This window comes from Clostridium sp. UBA4395, assembly GCF_002390995.1.
GTDB classification, from domain to species: domain Bacteria; phylum Bacillota; class Clostridia; order Clostridiales; family Clostridiaceae; genus Clostridium_J; species Clostridium_J sulfidigenes.
This window is the reverse complement of sequence record NZ_DGRF01000074.1, coordinates 1-20776: the sequence shown is the minus strand read 5'-3', so window position 1 is coordinate 20776 and position 20776 is coordinate 1. Positions and strand designations below refer to the sequence as shown.

Below are 20776 nucleotides of genomic sequence, written 5' to 3'. Positions count from 1 at the left end.
TAAATATTAATAATTCTTTATGTAATTGTATTCACGGTTATAAATTCCATTGACTTCATAGTTAAGCTGTGGGTATTATGTTCTAATAGTGGTAAATAATTAAAGTTAATTATAGAACAGATAATTAAATTATTAATTTATATTATTAGTATTAAAAAATATTTACAAAGGAGGAATTATAAAATGAAATTAATTTTAAAATACTTAAAAAAATATAAAATGCTTCTTATGATTAATATAATATCAGTATTTGGCTTTGCTTTAGTTGAACTTGGAATACCAACTATTATGGCTAAAGTTATCGACAAGGGAATAGCTAATGGTGATATAGAATATATAAAAACAATGGGACTTATAATTGTAGTTATATCTATAATAGGGGTTTTAGGGACAATATTGTTAGGATATTGTTCATCTAAAATATCTACAAATGTAACTAGAGATATAAGGAATGATATATTTAAGAAATCACAAGAGTTTTCTCATAGTGAATATGATAGATTTGGTATATCATCAATGATTACTAGAACTACCAACGATGCATTTCAAGTAATGCAATTTATAAATATATTACTGAGATTAGCGTTGATTACACCAGTAATGTTTATAGTAAGCTTAGTGATGATACTTAAAACAAGTTCATCCTTATCAAGTATATTAGCTGTTACATTACCATTTATAATTATTGGTGTATTCATAATAGCTAAAATTTCCCATCCGTGGTCAGAGATTCAACAGAAAAATTTAGATAAGTTAAACAGAATATCTAGAGAAAATTTGACAGGAATAAGGGTAATAAGAGCTTTCGGTAATGATGATCATGAAAGAGAAAGATTTGCTGAAACTAATAAGGACTATACTGAGATTTCAAAGAAGATTTTCAAGCTTATGTCTATATCTCAGCCAAGCTTTTTCTTAGTGCTTAATTTAGCAATCATAGCCATATTCTGGATTTCTAGTAGCATGATAAATGTGGGAACTCTTCAAGTAGGACAATTAGTTGCTTTTATAGAGTATTTATTCCATGCTATGTTTTCACTTATGTTATTTTCAACTGTATTTGTTATGTATCCAAAAGCACAAGTTTCATCTAATAGAATACAAGAGCTATTAGATGCTGAACCTATTATCAAGAATCCTGAGAATGGAATCAAGAAAAGTAATAATGAAGGAACTGTAGAATTTAATAAAGTTACTTTTACTTATCCAGATGGAGAAGTACCTGTTCTTAAAGATATTTCCTTTACAGCTAAAAAGGGAGAAACTATTGCGTTTATAGGAAGTACTGGCAGTGGAAAGAGTACACTAATAAACCTAATTCCTAGATTTTATGATGTTACTGAAGGAAGTATAAAGATAGATGGAATAGATATTAGAGAGTATGATTTAAAGACTTTGCGTAAAAAAATTGGCTTTATACCTCAAAAGACTAGGTTATTTACAGGAAGTATAGATACAAATATTAGATTTGGTAAAAAGAAAGCTACTGTAGAAGAGGTTGAATATTCTTCAAAGGTGGCCCAAGCCTATGACTTTATAATTAAAAAACCTAAGAAGTTTGAGGAGTTAATAAGTGAAGGGGGAGGTAATGTATCTGGAGGTCAAAAGCAAAGAATATCTATTGCCAGAGCTATAATAAGAAGGCCTGCAATATATATTTTCGATGATAGCTTTTCTGCCTTAGATTTCAAAACAGATGCTACTCTTAGAAATAAGCTTAAAAATGAAACTAAAGAGGCTGTAGTATTGATAGTTGCTCAAAGAATAAGCTCTATTATGGATGCTGATAAAATTATAGTATTAAATGAAGGGGAAGTAGTTGGAATAGGAACTCATAGAGAGTTACTGAAAAATTGCGATATATATAAAGAGATTGCATCATCACAATTAACAAAGGAGGAGTTGGCATAATGAAGAAGATTAAAAATACAGTAAGTAAAATTTCTCCCTTTGTAAAACCTTATAAATGGCCTTTTATAGGGGCCATAATATTTGTAATTATAGCAGCGATTTTTACTGCTCTAGCTCCCATGACAGAAGGGTTAATTATAACTCAGCTTACCAAGGATGCCTTTGATATGGCTAAAGGAGTAGTAGGAGCTTCAGTAAACTTTAATTATATAATAAAAATTTTAATAGTTTTAGCCTTTGTATATGTAGGAGGTACATCATCAACATATGCAGCTAGCTTCATGTTAACTAATGCAATTCAAAATACCATGAGGGATTTAAGAAATACTGTTCAAGATAAAATTAGAAAATTACCAGTGAGTTACTTTGATAAAAATAGCTATGGAGATGTATTAAGTCGTATTACTAATGATATAGATACTATATCTAATGCATTACAGCAAAGTTTTGTTCAAGTAGTTAATGCAGTTCTTTCATTAACTTTTGCATTAATAATGATGTTTACAATAAATGTAAAGATGGCATTAGTAGCTATACTTATAATACCTATAAGCTATATGATATCTAGAGTTATAGTTGGAAGATCACAGAAACTGTTTTATAAGCAACAAAAGGCTCTAGGAAACCTAAATGGTAAGGTTCAGGAGATGTATACTGGCTTTAATGAGATAAAATTATATGGAAAGCAAGATGATGTTATAAGAGAATTTGGAGATATAAATCAAGAACTTTGTAGTACTGGATTTAAAGCTCAATTTATATCAAGTATAATGTCACCCCTAGTTTCTCTAGTAAGTTATTTAGGAATTGCAGCCATTGGAGTATTAGGTGCAATTAATGCCATAGCAGGTGCCATTACTGTTGGAAATCTACAAGCATTTATTCGTTATATATGGCAGATAAATCAACCTCTTTCTCAGGTAACTCAATTATCCTCAGCTATACAATCAGCTTTTGCTGCAGTAGATCGTGTATTTGAGATATTAAATGAAGAAGAGGAAATTCCAGATAAAGAGAATTTAATAAAATTAGAAAATCCACGTGGTAATGTTACCTTTGAACATGTTAAGTTTGGATATAGTGACGACAAGCCATTAATAAAAGACTTAAGTGCACAGGTTAAGAGTGGGCAAATGGTAGCCATTGTAGGTCCTACAGGAGCAGGTAAAACTACTCTTATAAACTTACTTATGAGATTTTATGAAGTCAAAGAGGGAGCTATAAAGGTAGATGGAGTAGACATTAGAGACATGAAGAGGGAAGAGCTACGGTCAATATTTGGAATGGTTCTTCAAGATACATGGCTGTATAATGGTACAATTTACGATAATATAAAGTATGGTAGATTTGATGCTACGAAAGAGGAAATAATAGAAGCTGCTAAGGTAGCTAATGTACACCACTTTATAAAGACTCTCCCTGATGGGTATAACATGTTTCTTAACGAAGAAGCATCTAATATATCTCAAGGTGAAAAGCAGCTGTTAACTATTGCTAGAGCTATAATATCAGATCCTGCCATATTGATATTAGATGAGGCAACAAGCTCTGTAGATACTAGACTAGAGCTATTACTTCAAAAAGCTATGAAGAATATAATGAAGGGAAGAACAAGCTTTGTTATTGCCCACAGACTTTCAACTATCCGTAGTGCGGATTTAATTTTAGTTATAGATGAAGGTAATATTATAGAGCAAGGAAATCATGAAGAACTAATGGCAAAGGGTGGTTTCTATGAGAAACTTTATAATAGTCAATTTAGAAATAATGAAGAAGTAAGAAGTTAAATAATATTAGAAAACGTCTCTTTTTAAGAGGCGTTTTTATATTTTTTTAATATACATATGTAGCACAATATAAAATTAAATATACATTTAATTTTATAACAGGAATGCTAGTTAACTAGGTAAATATTTAAATAGGTTTATAGGTATATATTTAAATAGGAACATAGTTTTATAACTTCATATTTAAATAGTTTATGGTTAAAATCCTATTGAATTTTATTTTAAATTTGTAATTAAATTATTTTTCAATGGAATAATTTACAAGCAAGGCACAAAACTATTGAAAAGTAAAATAATGGGTAATACAATATAAGGTATAAGGAATATAGTTAACTATGTTCCTATTAAATTATAATTAGACAAGGGGGAAAGGGTATGAAAGAGAAAAAAAGACTTACGGCGTTTATAATGTCATTATTTTTATTTGCAACCTTAGTAATGTCAATAAATATTACTGAGGCATATGCAGAAGATAATGATAAAACAAATAATAGCCAAGCTGTAGCTAGTGACGAAAACAGTATAGAGACACAATTACTAGAGGAGACTAATTTAAGTAAGGTTAACAAGGTAGTTGACATTATAAGTTTTAATGATTTCCATGGCAATGTATTAGAGTCTGGTAAAAACATTGGAGCTGCAAAATTAGTAGGAGTTGTAAATGAATATAAAGCTAAAGCTACTACTGAATATGGTGTTATACCAGTATCAGCAGGAGATTTATATCAAGGGACTGCAATTTCTAATCTTACCACTGGTAAACCAGTAACAGCTATGCTAAAAGCTATGGGACTTGAAGCATCTGCTATAGGTAATCATGAATTTGACTGGGGCATTAATAATATAAATGCTTGGTCAAAAGAAGGTGGATTCGCCTTCTTAGCTGCCAATATAGTTAAAAAAGGTACTGAAGAAAGAGTAAGCTATGCGCAACCATATAAAGTAGTTGAAAGAAATGGAGTAAAAATAGGGTTAATAGGAATTTCTACTCCAGAAACAGCAACTTCTACTTTAGCTGAAAATGTAAAAGATGTAGATTTCTTAGATCCAGTAGATACTGTTGCTAAGTGGAACAAAGTACTTAGGGAAACAGAAAAGGTTGATGTTGTAGTAGTTATAGCGCATGCCGGAGCGTATCAAGATATTAACACAAAAGAAATAACTGGGGAAGCTGCTGATATAGCAAAAGTTGAAGGTGTAGATGCTGTAATTGCAGGTCATAACCATTCTGTAGTTTCAGGCGAGGTAAATGGAGTACCAGTAGTAGAAGGTGGATATAATGGTAGAGCCTTAGCTAAGCTTACATTTACCTTTGATCATAGTAACAAACTTATAGACGTAGAGCCTAGTGTGGATGTGTTTTTAGGTAAAGAGGCTACCCTTCCAGTAGATGAAAATGTATTAAAGGAAGTAAATGATATGAATTCAGGTTTAAGTGAAATATTAGGACAAAAGGTAGCTTCACTTAAAGAGCGTTTAAGTCATGATGATAAAAACACTGCAGTAACTCCACTTGGTGTAACTGTAGCAGAAACTATGAGAAAAATAGTAGGAACTGAGATAGCTGTAACTAATGGTGGTGGAATTAGAAGAAGTCTAGAACAAGGAGATGTCACTATTGGTGATATGTACGAAATTCTTCCTTTTGATAATACTATAGTAACTCTTGATGTTAAGGGTTCAGACCTATATGGCATCATAGAACATGGAATTAATACAGAGGGATTTGCATGGGGTCAATATGCAGGTATAAAGGTTTGGTATAATCCAGAAGATGGCAAAGTTTCATCTATAAGACTAAATGATGGAACTAAAATTGATATGGATAAATATTATTCTGTAGCAATAAATGACTTTATGTTAACAGGTGGAGATAAATATGATTTCTCTAATGCTAAAAATGCAGTTAACACAAATGTAGTTATGAGAGATGCAATGGCTGAAGACTGGAACAAAAATGGTGTCCCTGAAGTAGATTTTAATGTATTAGTAGCAGGAGAAGATACAACTGTAGATAAGCCTACAGAAGAAAAACCAACAGAACCTAATGTTCCAGAAGAAGAAAATAAGCCATCAACTCCAAATACTAATAATCCAAGTAAACCAAGCAATCCAAGCAAATTACCTCAAACTGGTGCCCCATTAATCCCAGATGCATTTGGAATTATGGGAATTATGGTGATTGCATTAGGTGGATATATTGCTAAAAAAAAGAAAAGGTCAGCATAATAAATTGTTAAAATTTTTTTAACGAGCTTTAAAATAAAATTTTTTACTTGATATAATATAGATATAGCACGTAGCTTAACAGCGTAAGTTCGGTTGTTAAGCTTACGTGCTTTTTATTTTATTTTGGAGGTGATTTTCAATATGTGAATAACTCATAGAGCAATACATAGAAAGAATCATCCCTTTTTTATTATGCAGTTTTGAGGTAATATAGAGGATAGTGATAGGACTAAAGAAAAATAAAGTAATGGAGGGATATAATGAAGGCTTTAATGGATTTACATACCCATACTATTTCTAGTGGGCATGCTTATAGTACTTTAAAGGAAAATATTGAGGAAGCTAGAGATAAGGGGCTAAAGGTCCTTGGAGTTTCAGATCATGCTATATCTATGCCAGGTACAGCTCATGAATATTATTTTAATAATTTAAAGGTGATTAAGGATGAAATTATGGGAGTTAGAATTCTAAAAGGAATAGAGGCTAACATAATGGATTATGAAGGTAGAATAGATGTACAAGAGGAGCTGGCACTGGAACTTGACTATGTCATAGCTAGTATGCATCCACCTTGTGTAGCACCAGGAACCATTGAAGAAAATACTAATGCTTTAATAAAGGTTATGGATAATCCTTATGTTAAAATCATTGGTCATCCTGATGATAGTAGATTTCCTTTAGATTATGAAAAAGTAGTATTAGCGGCTAAAGAAAAAAATATGGTTTTTGAAATGAATAATACATCCATATCTCCAAAGAGCTTTAGAAGAAATGCTAGAGAAAATCAAATAACTCTTCTAAACTTATGTAAAGAACATGGAGTTAAAATAATAATGGGCAGTGACGCTCATATTTATTATGATGTAGGAAAATTTTCATCCTGTTATGAGTTACTTAAGGAGATAGATTTCCCAGAGAAACTTGTTTTAAATTTTAATATGGATTCCTTAGAATATATATTAGGAAAAAGATAATATAAGGTGATATATCAACAAAATGTTATAGTTGTGTGGATATATCACCTTTATTAATAATTAATTGTGTATAAAATCACTATAATGGAATACTATTTATGAGGTGATTTTTATGAAATCTGTATGGAGTGAAAGCTGTAATTTTAAAAAGAGGGAATCATTAAATGGAAATATAGAGGCAGATGTAGTAGTTATAGGAGCTGGTATAACAGGAATATTAACTGCCTATATGCTAAAGAAAAAAGGAATAGATGTAGTTATAATTGAGGCTGAAGAGATTTGTAGTGGAAATACAAAAAATACTACTGCTAAGATAACTTCTCAGCACTCCTTAATTTATGATAAGTTAATTAAGGAATTTGGAGAAGAGAAGGCAAGACAATATGCAAGTGCCAATGAGTTAGCTATAAAAAAATATAAAGAGATAATTGAGAATGAGAGAATTAAGTGTGATTTTGAAGAGAAGGATGCTTATCTATATACCATGGACAATGTTGAAGCTTTAAAAAAAGAATTAGAAGCGGCAACTAAGTTAGGAATAAAAGCTAAACTTTTAGAAAATACAGAGCTTCCTTTTAAGGTTAAGGCAGCTTTGAAATTTTATAACCAAGGTCAATTTAATCCCCTTAAGTTTTTAGAAGTTATTACTGAAGACTTAACCATTTACGAAAATACTAAAGCTTTAGAAATTAAAGAGGAGCTAGTTGTTACAGATAAAGGGATGGTTGCTGCTAAGGTAATAGTAGTAGCTACTCACTATCCAATTATGAATACACCTGGGTATTATTTCATTAGAATGCATCAAGAAAGATCCTATGTTATAGCTTTAGAGAATGCTCAAGATGTCAATGGAATGTACATTGGTATTGATAAATGGGGATACTCTTTTAGAAATTATAAGGACTTAGTATTGCTTGGTGGAGGTTCTCATAGAACTGGTAAGAATGAAGCTGGTGGTAAGTATGAAGAATTAAGACAGGTAGCAAGGGAGTTATATCCCAATGCTAAGGAAAAATATCATTGGTCTGCTCAAGATTGTATTCCTATAGATGAAATACCTTACATAGGTCAATATTCCATTGAAACTCCTAATGTATATGTGGCAACGGGTTATAAAAAATGGGGAATGACATCTTCTATGGTGGCAGCTATGATTTTATCTGATATGATATCCGGAAATAAAAATGATTTTGCAGAGATATTTTCTCCTACAAGATTTGATATGTCAGCATCAAGTAAAAACCTAACCCAGGATGTAATAGAAACTACAAAGAATTTTATAGCACAAAAAATTCACATTCCAAGTGAGCAGGTAGAGAAGGTAGAAACTGGTCATGGTGGAATTGTAGAATATAATGGAGAGAAAGTTGGGATATACAAAGATAATAATGGTAATATATTTACTGTAACTACAAAATGTCCTCATTTAGGTTGTGAACTTCAATGGAATCCTGATGAGTTATCGTGGGATTGTCCATGTCATGGCTCTAGATTTGATTACAAGGGGAATTGGATAGAAAGTCCAGCTATTAGGGGATTATCCCATGAATAAAATTAAATGTTATACAAGGAAAAAGAGTTTTTTTGAGGGCTGGTATTTTAAACATCAAAAGGGTGAGGATACTATATCCTTTATACCTGGCATAAATATAGATAGTAAAGGAAATAGATCAGCCTTTATACAAGTGATAACTAATAGAAATTCATATAATATAAATTATAGTTTTTCTAAATTTATAGTTTATAAAGATAAGTTAAAAATAAAAATTGGAGATAGTATTTTTTCATCTAAAGGCATTGAAATCCACATTAAAGATGAGGGTTTAACAATAGATGGAAAAATAGAATATGACTTATTGACTCCTGTAAAATATGACATCATGGGACCTTTTAGCTTTATACCTTTTATGGAATGTAGCCATGGCATTATTAGTTTATATCATAAATTAAGGGGAAATTTAATTATTAATGGTGAAGATGTAAGTTTTAATGATGGAGTTGGATATATTGAAACAGATAGAGGCAACTCTTTCCCAAAAACTTATTTATGGACCCAGTGTAATGATTTTAAAAATGAAAAAATATCTATAATGGCAGCTATAGCAGATATACCTTTTATGGGAATAAATTTTAAAGGATGTATATGCGTTGTATATTATAAAGGAAGAGAATATAGATTATCCACCTATAATGGAGTTAAGATTCTTAAATATAATTGCAAGTCACTAATGTTAAAAAGAGGTAAGTATGAACTACAGATAAAAGTTACTGATGGAAATCCACAAAAGTTATTAGCACCCTCAAGTGGTAATATGTGCAGAACTATTCATGAAAATGCAGCTTGCTCAGCTAACTATAAGTTTTATATAGAGGATAATTTAGTCTTTGATATAGAAAGTGATAACTGTAGTTTTGAATATGTGGATAGATAGGAATTTAAATGTCTCGAGACCTGATAAAAACTAAATTCTAAACTAATATTAAACTAGCATTAAAAATATGAAGATGCTAGTTTAATATTTTTAAAAAGACTATTTCATAAATATATATCTATATGGTATATTAAAACAATAGCAAAAAAATATATATGGAGGGTTTATTCATGATATTTTATTTTTCAGGCACAGGAAATTCTTTATACGTAGCAAAAAATTTATCCAGTAACCAAGGGGAAGAATTAATTGCAATTTCAAAGGAAATGAAACAAGATAAAGATTTTTATGAATATGACTTAAAACCAGGAGAAAAGATAATATTTGTTTATCCTATCTATGCTTGGGCACCGCCAGCACCAGTAGTTAAATTCATTAGTAAATTAAAATTAAATAACTATAAGAACAATTATTTATCAGCAGTAGTAACCTGTGGCGAGAACATAGGAAATAACATGAAAATACTAGAGAAAAAGCTAGGAGCTAAGGGGTTAAAGTTAAATAGTGGATTTTCAATTGTTATGCCTAATAATTATATTATCCTTGGAAGAGCAGATGAAGATGATATTGTGAATAGTAAGATGTCTAAGGCTTTGGAGACCATTGGAGAAGTAAATAATCTTATAGGTGATAAAGTTAGGGATGTATTTAAAGTTGAAACAGGACCAATGCCTAAGGTTATGACAGCTATAGCTAATCCTATATTCAATAAGTTAGCTATAAATACTAAAAAGTTTTATGTTACAGATGATTGTATAGGATGTAAACTTTGTGAACAGGTATGCAATACTAAATGCATTAAAGTTGATAAAGTTCCTAAATGGGGAGATAACTGCTGTCAATGCTTAGCGTGTATAAGTTATTGTCCTAAGGAAGCCATCCAATATGGAAAATATACAATTAATAAAAAGAAATATAAAAACCCTAAAATTGCTGTAGGTGAAATGAAAATATAACTGGCAATAATCCTATATATAGCTCAGTGAACTTTTAAAGACTCTATTTAGTACTGTGACTTTACTTTTTAAAACATGTATATATTTTTTAATAAAAAAAATAATAATAGTACGAAATTTAAAAGGGGAGTTCATCCATGAAAAATTTATTTAGAGTTATTTTTGTATTACTTATTTTCAATTTTATATTATATGATATAGCTTTTGCTAAGGATAGAAGTTATGCTTTAGCACATAGAAAAGAAGATAATAAAATTGAGGTAGCAGTAGTTATAAAAGATGATGGTATTTGGGCAGTGAATATAAATAACCCTTCAGAGAAAATAATGCTTAACAAGGGGGCTTATAGAGAGCCAAATATAAGTGAAAATGGTTATGTAGCCTATAGGGATATTAAGAATAACTTGTATGTAACAAAAATAGATTTTTGTAAAAAAGTAGAAAATACTATTAATGTAGATGATAGTATTACTGCATATCAATGGGATAAAGATGGAAATTTAATTTATTCTAAGTCCACAGGTGGAGTATATATATTTGGAGTTAAAGATAAAACTAAAGAAATTTTCACTGCAGGGAAAGAGTTTTATACACAAATTTTATTAGGAAAAGATAACTCTTTATTTGCAACAAAGAATATTATGAAAAAAGTTAATTCAGATAATTATCCTTTTCCTCTAGGAATAGTTAAGTTAGATTTATTAACTAAAAAAGAAAAAGTAGTGATACCATATATACCTATAAGTTCCCAAAATCATGATTTAGGGTTGGATACCAAGATGGCTACCATCTCTATTAATGGAGTTAATTTAATTGTATGGTGTAGACCTAATTCTGCATCAATGACAGCAGATGGAGTGCCCATAGGAGTTTATAATGATGAAAGTAACAAGTGTAGAGAAGTACTTAATGAAGAGATTATAGTTTTAACTTATGAGGATATGATGTCTGTATCACCAATAGATGATAATTTAGTGGCTATTATAAATGGTGCATATAGGTTTATGAATGTAGATAAAACTTTAGGAATCTTAAATTTAGAAGATGAAAGTTTTAAAAAAATCACTAAGGATGGAGAAGTAGCTATGACTCCAAGTTATTCTAGTGATGGGAGAAAGATAATATATTCAGCCTCAACTTATAGTGAAAATCTTCAGCAATGGGAAAATTCCAACAATCAACATATATATGAAGTAAACTTAGAAAATAATGGAATTACTAAATTGACTAACTCATCTGTAGGATGGGATTTTTATCCTAACTATATTAATGATGATAGTGAATTTGTATTTATAAGAAAAAATAAAGAAAATAAATTTTCTTTAATTAAGGGAAATAGGGATGGGAAGGAACAAGTTATTATTGATAACATTTTACACTTGGATGATAGTGCAAGTATAAACGAGTATTTTTGGTATTATGGACATTACGATATGAAGAAGGGGTTTCATAATATGGAGATAACTCAATGATTTAAAAATTTAATACTTACGCACTAAGATACACATATGATGAGAGGAAAGATAAATTTATGGAATTGACATTAGACATATTTCAAACAATGGCATTAGCTTCTATGGTTTTTTATTTTGGAAAATATTTAAAAGAAAAAATATCTATATTAGAAAAGTATTGCATACCTGCACCAGTTGTAGGAGGTCTTATTTTTGCAATACTTATGCTTATATTTAGGCTGACAGGATTTATAACTATTAATTTAGATACAACTCTACAAAATATTTTTATGACTGCATTTTTCACTAGCGTTGGATTTACGGCTAGTATTAGAATATTAAAAAAAGGTGGTATAAAAGTAGTAACATTCTTAATTTTATCACTACTTTTAGTAATTCTACAAAATACAGTTGGAGTTGCTTTAGCAACCTTGTTTAATTTAGAACCCTTGTTAGGAATTTGTACAGGCTCTATTCCTATGATAGGGGGACATGGTACAGCGGGGTCATTTGGACCTATTTTAGAAGAAATGGGAATTGCAGGTGCTACAACTGTATCCTTTGCTTCTGCGACTTTTGGTCTCGTTATGGGAAGTATAATTGGAGGATTGGTTGCTAGAACATTAATTATACGCCATAAGCTTAATACTCCTATGAAGGAGGATGATGATAATGCCTGTATGCCACTAGGAGATTTTAATGAAGACAATCAAGATATACTATGTCATAAAAGATTAATGTCAGGAGCATCTTGGATTTTTATAGCAATGGGAATAGGATCTATAATATCTAATTTTATTCAAGGAATTGGGTTGACTTTTCCATCTTATATTGGGGCCATGCTTGTAGCTGCAATTATAAGAAATATCTGTGATGCCACAAATATTGAGTTAGTAGAAAAAGAAATTGAAAATCTTGGAGGTATCAGCTTATCCTTCTTTTTATCTATGGCTCTTATGGGATTAAAGTTATGGGAACTTCTAGATTTAGCAGTTCCTATGGTTGTTATGCTAATAGCACAAACAATTCTTATAGGTGTATTTGCTTATTTCATAACCTTTAGAATTATGGGTAGAGATTATGAAGCTGCGGTTTTTGCATCTGCAAACTGTGGATTTGGAATGGGAGCTACACCTAATGCTGTAGCTAATATGGATGCACTTTCAAATAAGTTTGGATTTGCACCTACCCCATATTTTGTAGTACCAATTGTAGGATGCTTATTCATAGATTTCGTAAATTCCGCAATTATTACACTATTTATAAATATAATTGATTAAAACCATTAATTTAGGTAATCATAGAACAACGACACATTAAAATATTAGAATATAAAAGAAAAAGCAATAGACTATTAAAATGTAAATAGTATGTTGCTTTTCTTAGGTTAAAATGTATGAAATTAATTCATAAAAGATATAATAATTATGAGAATAGAAAAAGTTGTTATAAAAAGGTAGCATAAATTCTTTCTATTAACATAGGTATTATATAGAATTATATTTTAAGAAATAATAAATAATACTATTTTTATAAATATTTTTTTAATTATATAAAATATAAAAAATTTAAATGAATTATTAAATGGGTTATAGGTAATATTTCAAAAATAATTATTTTATATATGTTGACTTTATAAATTTATAAGTATAAAATTAATATAAATTTGCAAGTCGAAAAACGTAATAAAATGTTGGAAGATATAAAAAGTACATATTAGTTATAAAATAAATACAAAAAATGGAGGGATTTTTATGTCTATATTAAAAGGATTAAATCCAGAAAAGGTTCTAGGATATTTTGAAGAATTAACTAAAATACCTCATGGTTCAGGTAATGAAAAGGTTATCAGTGATTATTTGGCTAACTTTGGTAAGGAAAGAGGATTTGTAGTAATACAAGATGATGAGTTAAACGTAATCATTAAAAAACCTGCTACTCAAGGATATGAAAATGCACCAGTAGTAACAATCCAAGGTCATATGGACATGGTTTGTGAAAAGAACAAGGATAAGGTACATGATTTTGAAATAGATCCACTAGAGCTTAGAATCGATGGAGACTATCTTTATGCTAATGGAACAACACTAGGAGCAGATAATGGAATAGCAGTAGCTTATGGATTAGCTATTTTAGATTCAAAAGAGTTAAAACACCCTGCTATAGAATTATTTGTTACAACTGGTGAAGAAACAGGTATGTATGGAGCAATAGCAGTAGATCCTAAAAAGCTTGATGGAAAAATACTATTAAATATTGATTCAGAAGAAGAAGGAATATTCCTTGTAAGTTGTGCTGGTGGAGTTACTAACTATGTAAATATAAACAATCAATGGGAAGATGCTTCTAATGAGGCTTTAAAACTAGAAGTTAAAGGCTTAAAAGGCGGACACTCTGGTATGGAAATAATAAAACAAAGAGGAAACGCTAATAAACTTATGGGAAGATTATTAAATGACATATCAAAAGAGGTAGATTTTAATATTTCTCATATAAGTGGAGGAGCTAAAAACAATGCAATTCCACGTGAAGCAGAAGCTACAATTACAGTAGCTACTAAAGATGTAGAAAAAGTTAGAGAGATAGCTAATAACTCATTAGAAATTTTTAAAACTGAATTAAGAATACAAGACCCAGATGTAACTGTAATTGTTGATAATGCTGAAGCCAATAGACAATTAACTAAAGAAGTAACTGAAAAAATTAGTTCTTATTTAATAGTTGCTCCAAATGGAATTCAAACTATGAGTGAAGATATTAAAGGTTTAGTAGAAAGTAGCCTTAACTTAGGAGTCATAGAATTTAGTGAAGAAAAAGTTACCTTTGTTTCTGCTGTGAGAAGCTCTGTAAAAACATTAAAAAATGCAATTACAGATAGAATAGATGTTGTAGCAAAATTAGTTGGTGCTGAGGTTGTTAATGATTCTGATTATCCAGAATGGCAATATGAACCAAACTCACCAATAAGAGATTTATGTATAGAAACTTATAAAAATGTTACTGGTGAAGAACCAAAAATAGATGCTATCCATGCAGGACTTGAATGTGGACTTTTAAAAGAAAAAATGCCAGATGTAGATATGATTAGCTTTGGACCAAATTTATTTGATGTACACACTCCAAATGAACATATGAGTATATCATCTGTTGAAAGAGTATGGAATTTTATAAAAGCACTATTAGAAAATATTAAATAAATACCTAAGGTAAATTTTACTTTAGATATTTAATATAAAAATAAACAATTTGATTTAGGCATCCTAAAGAGTACTAGTTAATGTGTTTATATTTTTATCAATATTACTAATTAAAGATAAAGATAAAGCTTGCAAATAAATTAAACTTTAAAACATAGTAATTAGTGGCTTTTTTAGGGTGCTTTATTAAAGAGTACAAAGGAGGAGAAAAATTTATGAGCCAAGAGAAAAGAAAATTATCTCAAAGTGCTTATGGTGGATGCAAAGGTGAAGAATATGTTCCTTTTATTCCAACATCAATGGCAATGCCGGAAACAACAGGTTATTCAATTATTTTAGGTATTATTTTAGCATGCGTTTTTGCAGCAGCTAACACATATCTTGGTTTGAAAGTTGGTATGACAATATCAGCTGGTATTCCTGGTGCTATTATTGCAACTGGAGTATTAAAAGGAATGTTTAGAAGAAACAACATTCTAGAAGCGAACATGGTAGCATCTTTAGCTGCTATGGGAGAATCCATTGCCGGGGGAATTATATTTATTTTGCCAGCGTTAATTCTTTGGGGATTAAAATTAAGTATTCTAACTGTTGTTATTGTTACAATAATTGGTGGAGTTATGGGAGTATTTTTCATTACACCCCTTAGAAGATACTTAATCGTGGAAGAACACGGAAATTTAGTCTATCCAGAAGGTATGGCTGCAGCTGAAGTTCTTGTAACTGGTAGTGAAGGTGGACAAGGATTCAAAACAGTCATGACTGGTCTTGGAGTAGGAGCTGGATATAAACTTTTCTCAGGTGGATTTGCACTTTGGGGAGAGCAAGCTACTTATGTTATTAAAAGTTATCAAGGTACAATGATGGGATTTGACACTTTAGCATCACTTCTTGGTGTTGGATTTATAGTTGGTACTAGAGCATCATTACTTATGTTTGGTGGTTCTGTTATAGCTTGGTTTGCACTTATACCATTAATTAAATTCTTAGGAGTTGGACTAGCAGAACCTTTATTCCCAGCTACTAAAATTATAGCTGAAATGAGTGCTAACGAAATCTGGGCTAACTATATTAAATATATAGGTGCTGGAGCTGTTGCAATGGGAGGATTTATTTCTCTTGCTAAATCTATTCCTACTATTATCACAAGTTTTAAACAAGCTATGGGTGGAATAGGTGCAGGTAAAAATGACAAAGTAAGTAGAATTGATTTAGAAGCACCTCTTACTTGGGTTATTCTAGCAGCTGCTTTTGGATTCGCATTAACTTGGTTGTTACCAATGATTAATGGTGGATTTGTAGGTGGAATCATGGCAGTTTTATTCAGCTTCTTCTTTGCTGTTGTTTCAGCTAGAATGGTTGGTATAATTGGAGCATCAAACAACCCAGTTTCAGGTATGACTATAGCTACAATGTTATTTGTAACTACTGTAATTAAATTAACTGGTGGAGTAAGCCAAGAGTATATGACTAAAGCTGTATTAATAGGTGGAGTTGTTTGTGTTGCTATAGCAGTAGCTGGTGGAGCAGCACAAAGTTTAAAAACTACATTTATTATAGGTGGTACTCCTAAAAAGGTTCAAATAGGAATGTTTATTGCACTTTCAGTAGCAGGAGTTTTTGCAGCGCTTGTAATTAACATGTTAAATACTGCTTATGGAATAGGTTCTGCAGATGTAGCAGCGCCTCAAGCTACACTTATGAAAATGATAGTTGAAGGTATTATGACAGCTCAATTGCCATGGACACTAATAATAATTGGTGCTGCAATTGCATTATTCTGTGAGTTGGCAGGAATAGCAGTATTACCAGTAGCTCTAGGTATATACCTTCCAATAACTTTAAATGCTGCTATCTTAGTTGGTGGAATAATCAGAGAAATCGTTGAAAGAAAATTCGCTAAGGATCAAGATAGAAGAGGAGAAGTTGTTGAAAAAGGAACTCTTCTTGCATCAGGCTTAGTTGCTGGAGATGCATTGATGGGTATAGTAGTAGCTGGATTAGTAGCTGCTAATGTAAATATATCATTCGGTAAGAATTTCTTAACAGGAATAACTCAAAGCAATCTATTTGCTTGCGTAATGTTCTTATTACTAGGATTATGGATTTACATGTTCTCTTGTAAAAAAGACAAAGCCGTTAAATAGTTATAACTGTTAAATAGCAAATTATAAAATAATTTAAAATCGCTTTGCCACAGGTAAAGTCTATCTGTGGACAAGCGATTTTAATATATGGTAATACTTAAAGTATATAATAAAGTATAATAAATTGAATTAAAGAATATCTTATATTTAATAGTTATAAAAAGTTAGGAGGAATTTTGCATGAAGAATAAGAAAACACAAGAAGAAATAGAAAAACAAGCTCAAGATACAAAGCATAATTTTGCCCTTTATGTACCTGAAATTAAACAAGAAAATTGGGAAGAAAAAGATGGTAAAGTTGTTATACATATAAAAGTTACTGATCCAGTTAAAAAGTTTCTAGCTTGGATGGTTAAAAGAACTCCTGAAACTAAATTAGAACTAGATGAGAGATGTTCTACAGTATGGAAGTATATAGATGGAAATAGAACCGTTTATGATATTGCAAAACTTATGGCAGAAACTTATAAAGAAAATGTAGATGGAGAACTATATAGATTAGTAACTTATTTAAAATACATATCTAAAAGAGGATGGATAAAGTTTAAAGAATATGATAAAGAAGTTCAAATTTAATATACATAACATTTAATTAACATAAAATTTAAAATTACAAGACCTATGTAAATACAAGGGTTATAGGTATTAGAGAGGACAACATTACATCATTGAAAGATATATGTAAGGTTATCCTCTTGTTCTATTTATACATGTAAGGTAAACTATATGTATGTCAAAAATGGGTACAAGTAGCAAGGAGTGAAAATTAGTGGGTTTAGATTTGATATTTATATTAAAGGCAATAATTATTGCAATAGTAGAAGGATTAACAGAGTTTATTCCAGTTTCATCTACAGGACATATGATATTAGTTGGTAATGCTATTAACTTCCGTGGTGATTTTGCTGATATGTTTCAGGTAGTTATTCAACTAGGGGCCATACTTGCAGTAGTGGTATTATATTGGAATAAGATTAAGGATAGTGTAATAGAATTTTTTAAATTCATATTCACATTGGGTAAGAAGGGTCAAACTGGATTTAAATTTGGAATTAATGTATTGATTGGATGTATTCCAATGGGAATAGTAGGAGTAATTTTTTATAAGCAAATTAAAAGTTTATTTAATCTTCAATCAGTAATTGTTGGATTATTAGTAGGAGGATTTTTACTACTTATAGTGGAAAACTTCTTTAGAAAAAGAAAAAACAAAGCTGTTAAAAACATAGATGATATAACACCTATGCAAGCATTAAAGGTAGGGATATTCCAAGTTCTTGCTGTATGGCCAGGAATGTCAAGAAGTGCATCTACCATAATGGGAGGTTGGGTTGCAGGGCTCTCAACTCCAGTAGCAGCAGAATTCTCATTTTTCTTAGCAGTACCTGCAATGGTAGGATCATCAGCTAAAGATTTATTTGAGTTTAACTATTCTATTATGACTCCAACCTTATGGGTTTCATTAATAGTTGGGTTTATTGTTGCCTTTGTTGTATCAATAATAGTTATGGACAAATTTGTTACTTTCTTAAAGAAAAAGCCTATGAGAGTATTTGCTATATACAGAGTAGCAGTAGGAGTACTACTTGCTGTGCTAGTATTTACAAAGGTTATTACTTTAGTAGCTTAAATTAAATGATAACTTTAATAAAAAAGAGAACAAATTCATTGTAAAAATGAACTTGTTCTCTTTTTTATAACTACCAACTACCAGATGATCCACCGCCACCGGAAGAACCACCACCGAAGCCGCCAAAGCCGCCTCCACCGGAAGAACCACCGCCGCCGAAGCCACCGCCACCTCTAGGACCTCTTCCACCTCTACTAGTCCAAAATAACATTCGTAGTAATCTACCCCTATTGAATATGGAATCTATAAATACAAAGATGATGATAGCTATAAATATAAATATATTAAAACCATCATTATCATCATAATCTTCTTCACTAGGCATTGTCACATTCAAAGACTTATCTAAGGTGACACCGTATTCTTCACTAGCATAATCACATAAAACACTATAACTATTTAGAATTCCTTCACTATAATTTCCATTTTTAAAACTTGGTTTTGCAATGGAAGTCATAACTCTACTTGAAAGTGCATCAGGTATAGCACCTTCAAGACCTCTTCCTACCTCTACTCTCCATTGCCTATCATCTATGGCTACAAGAATTAAAAGGCCATTGTCTTTGCCTTTTTCACCTATTCCCCAGGTTCTAAAGAGACTATTGCTATAATCTTCAATTGGAGTATTGTTTAGGGTGTTCATTACAACAACTACAGCTTGAGCACCTGTTTTATCCTCAAGCTCCTTACCTAGAGAAACAATTTTATTGGCATCTTCACTATCTATAATACCAACATAATCATTTAGATATTTATATATAGTTGGATTAGGATAAGTATCCTCTGCTAATGCACTAAAAGAAAAAGATAACAGAATAACAACAAGTAAAGAAATACAGTGTTTTAAAAATTTAGGTTTACTCTTCATCATTAATTAGAAAAGTCTACGGAAGGAACCTCTGTAGCACCTGCACTTGCCTTATAAAATGGTTTTTCGTCAAATCCAAATAGTGAAGCAATTATGTTGGTAGGAAATCTTAAGATTTTAGTATTATAATTTGTTACCACATTGTTATAATCTTGTCTAGCTATTGCAATTCTATTTTCTGTTCCTTCTAATTGCACTGATAAATCTAAGAAATTTTGATTTGATTTTAAGTCAGGATAATTTTCAACTACTACTAACAATCTAGAAAGAGCATTAGATAGCTCAGTATCTGCAGCTGCTTGGTCAGAGATATTTGTAGCTCCTGCAAGTTTAGCTCTAGCGTCAGCTATTTCCGTAAATATTTCCTTTTCTTGAGTTGCGTATCCTTTTACTGTATTAACTAGGTTAGGGATTAAATCTGATCTTCTTTGAAGCTGAGTATCAATATTTGATTCCGCTGCACTAACTCCTTGTTTAAGAGATACAAGATTATTGTAATTTCCAACTAAAAATACAGCAATAATAATCACAATAATTATTATAGGAAGGAAAACCTTCATACCTTTTTTCATAATTTATTCTCCTTTCAATCTTTAAATTAGTATATGTTTTAATTTCACATATTATATATAAATTAATCTTATTATTAACAAGATTAATTAGAAACATAAATTAATGAGTGATAAATTAAAACCATTGCTTTACATTATATTCATTATAATCAAGAAAATTTACAAAATCAATGTAAATAAGAAAATCCTGTGATTTACACAGGGTTTTCTTATTTGAGGGGTTAATTTTTAGCTTCACTTATAATCGGGGGATTATTTATGAAGTACTTTTTACTTAACACTTAGGGGTTCCACTTTTAATATTACTAAAAAGTAATATTAAAAGTGGAGATACTTATTCCAGGGGTTAACTTATTTGCTTTAAATATTAGGAAATTAATTATCTCTTATATAATCTTGGGGGAATTACTTACGAAATATTTATTATCTCCTGTTGATACTTATAATAAGGGTATATTGTGACATCTGTGTGACAAAATTATGATTAGATTATAAATAATTTTAGAAGGAAATTAATGTGATTAAAAATTAGGTGTATAAATTGAATAAAGTTTTTTAATTAAATAAGTAGCATAAAGCAATAATATATAAATTTAATACTATAATAGTGCACTTTCAC

15 protein-coding genes are annotated in these 20776 nt (G+C 30.5%); 13 read left to right on the top strand and 2 right to left on the bottom strand.

What is annotated here, in order from left to right:
* Positions 1-183 precede the first annotated feature (183 nt).
* The 13 genes from B2694_RS13355 to B2694_RS13295 all read left to right on the top strand — a co-directional run bounded on the left by B2694_RS13355 (position 184) and on the right by B2694_RS13295 (position 18717).
* Complete coding sequence (locus B2694_RS13355) at positions 184-1911, top strand: ABC transporter ATP-binding protein (protein ID WP_346886168.1); 1728 nt, start codon at positions 184-186, stop codon at positions 1909-1911.
* On the top strand, positions 1911-3698 hold the full coding sequence (locus B2694_RS13350) for an ABC transporter ATP-binding protein (RefSeq protein ID WP_346886167.1): 1788 nt from the start codon (positions 1911-1913) through the stop codon (positions 3696-3698). Before B2694_RS13355 ends, B2694_RS13350 begins: the two co-directional genes overlap by 1 nt.
* Positions 3699-4073: 375 nt before the next feature.
* Complete coding sequence (locus B2694_RS13345) at positions 4074-5927, top strand: 5'-nucleotidase C-terminal domain-containing protein (protein WP_346886166.1); 1854 nt, start codon at positions 4074-4076, stop codon at positions 5925-5927.
* 260 nt (positions 5928-6187) lie between these two features.
* Entirely contained in the window at positions 6188-6901 is a 714-nt protein-coding gene (locus B2694_RS13340; protein WP_346886165.1) for a phosphatase, read from the top strand.
* Positions 6902-7013: 112 nt separating this feature from the next.
* Complete coding sequence (locus B2694_RS13335; protein WP_346886164.1) at positions 7014-8453, top strand: FAD-dependent oxidoreductase; 1440 nt, start codon at positions 7014-7016, stop codon at positions 8451-8453.
* Complete coding sequence (locus tag B2694_RS13330; RefSeq protein WP_346886163.1) at positions 8446-9333, top strand: tocopherol cyclase family protein; 888 nt, start codon at positions 8446-8448, stop codon at positions 9331-9333. Before B2694_RS13335 ends, B2694_RS13330 begins: the two co-directional genes overlap by 8 nt.
* Before the next feature lie 170 nt (positions 9334-9503).
* Positions 9504-10289 carry an EFR1 family ferrodoxin gene (locus B2694_RS13325; RefSeq protein WP_346886162.1) on the top strand — a complete coding sequence of 262 codons (786 nt, stop codon included), beginning with the start codon at positions 9504-9506 and terminating at the stop codon, positions 10287-10289.
* A gap of 137 nt (positions 10290-10426) precedes the next feature.
* Positions 10427-11761 (top strand): hypothetical protein, encoded by a 1335-nt coding sequence (locus tag B2694_RS13320; RefSeq protein WP_346886161.1) that lies wholly within the window; start codon positions 10427-10429, stop codon positions 11759-11761.
* Positions 11762-11820: 59 nt separating this feature from the next.
* Positions 11821-13023 carry a sodium/glutamate symporter gene (gltS, locus tag B2694_RS13315; RefSeq protein WP_346886160.1) on the top strand — a complete coding sequence of 401 codons (1203 nt, stop codon included), beginning with the start codon at positions 11821-11823 and terminating at the stop codon, positions 13021-13023.
* A 474-nt stretch (positions 13024-13497) separates the two neighbouring features.
* Entirely contained in the window at positions 13498-14940 is a 1443-nt protein-coding gene (locus tag B2694_RS13310) for an aminoacyl-histidine dipeptidase (protein WP_346886159.1), read from the top strand.
* 215 nt (positions 14941-15155) lie between these two features.
* Positions 15156-17087 (top strand): OPT family oligopeptide transporter, encoded by a 1932-nt coding sequence (locus tag B2694_RS13305; RefSeq protein WP_346886158.1) that lies wholly within the window; start codon positions 15156-15158, stop codon positions 17085-17087.
* A 180-nt stretch (positions 17088-17267) separates the two neighbouring features.
* Positions 17268-17663: a PqqD family peptide modification chaperone gene (locus B2694_RS13300; protein ID WP_346886157.1), complete on the top strand. Its 396-nt coding sequence runs from the start codon at positions 17268-17270 to the stop codon at positions 17661-17663.
* 193 nt (positions 17664-17856) lie between these two features.
* Positions 17857-18717 carry an undecaprenyl-diphosphate phosphatase gene (locus B2694_RS13295; RefSeq protein ID WP_346886156.1) on the top strand — a complete coding sequence of 287 codons (861 nt, stop codon included), beginning with the start codon at positions 17857-17859 and terminating at the stop codon, positions 18715-18717.
* A 70-nt stretch (positions 18718-18787) separates the two neighbouring features.
* On the opposite strand, the gene B2694_RS13290 is transcribed toward B2694_RS13295, so the two are convergent.
* Both B2694_RS13290 and B2694_RS13285 read right to left on the bottom strand, forming a co-directional pair.
* Positions 18788-19585, bottom strand: a complete 798-nt coding sequence (locus tag B2694_RS13290) for a TPM domain-containing protein (protein WP_346886204.1) — start codon at positions 19583-19585, stop codon at positions 18788-18790.
* A 2-nt stretch (positions 19586-19587) separates the two neighbouring features.
* Positions 19588-20157 carry a LemA family protein gene (locus tag B2694_RS13285; RefSeq protein ID WP_346886155.1) on the bottom strand — a complete coding sequence of 190 codons (570 nt, stop codon included), beginning with the start codon at positions 20155-20157 and terminating at the stop codon, positions 19588-19590.
* Between the last annotated feature and the right edge of the window lie 619 nt (positions 20158-20776).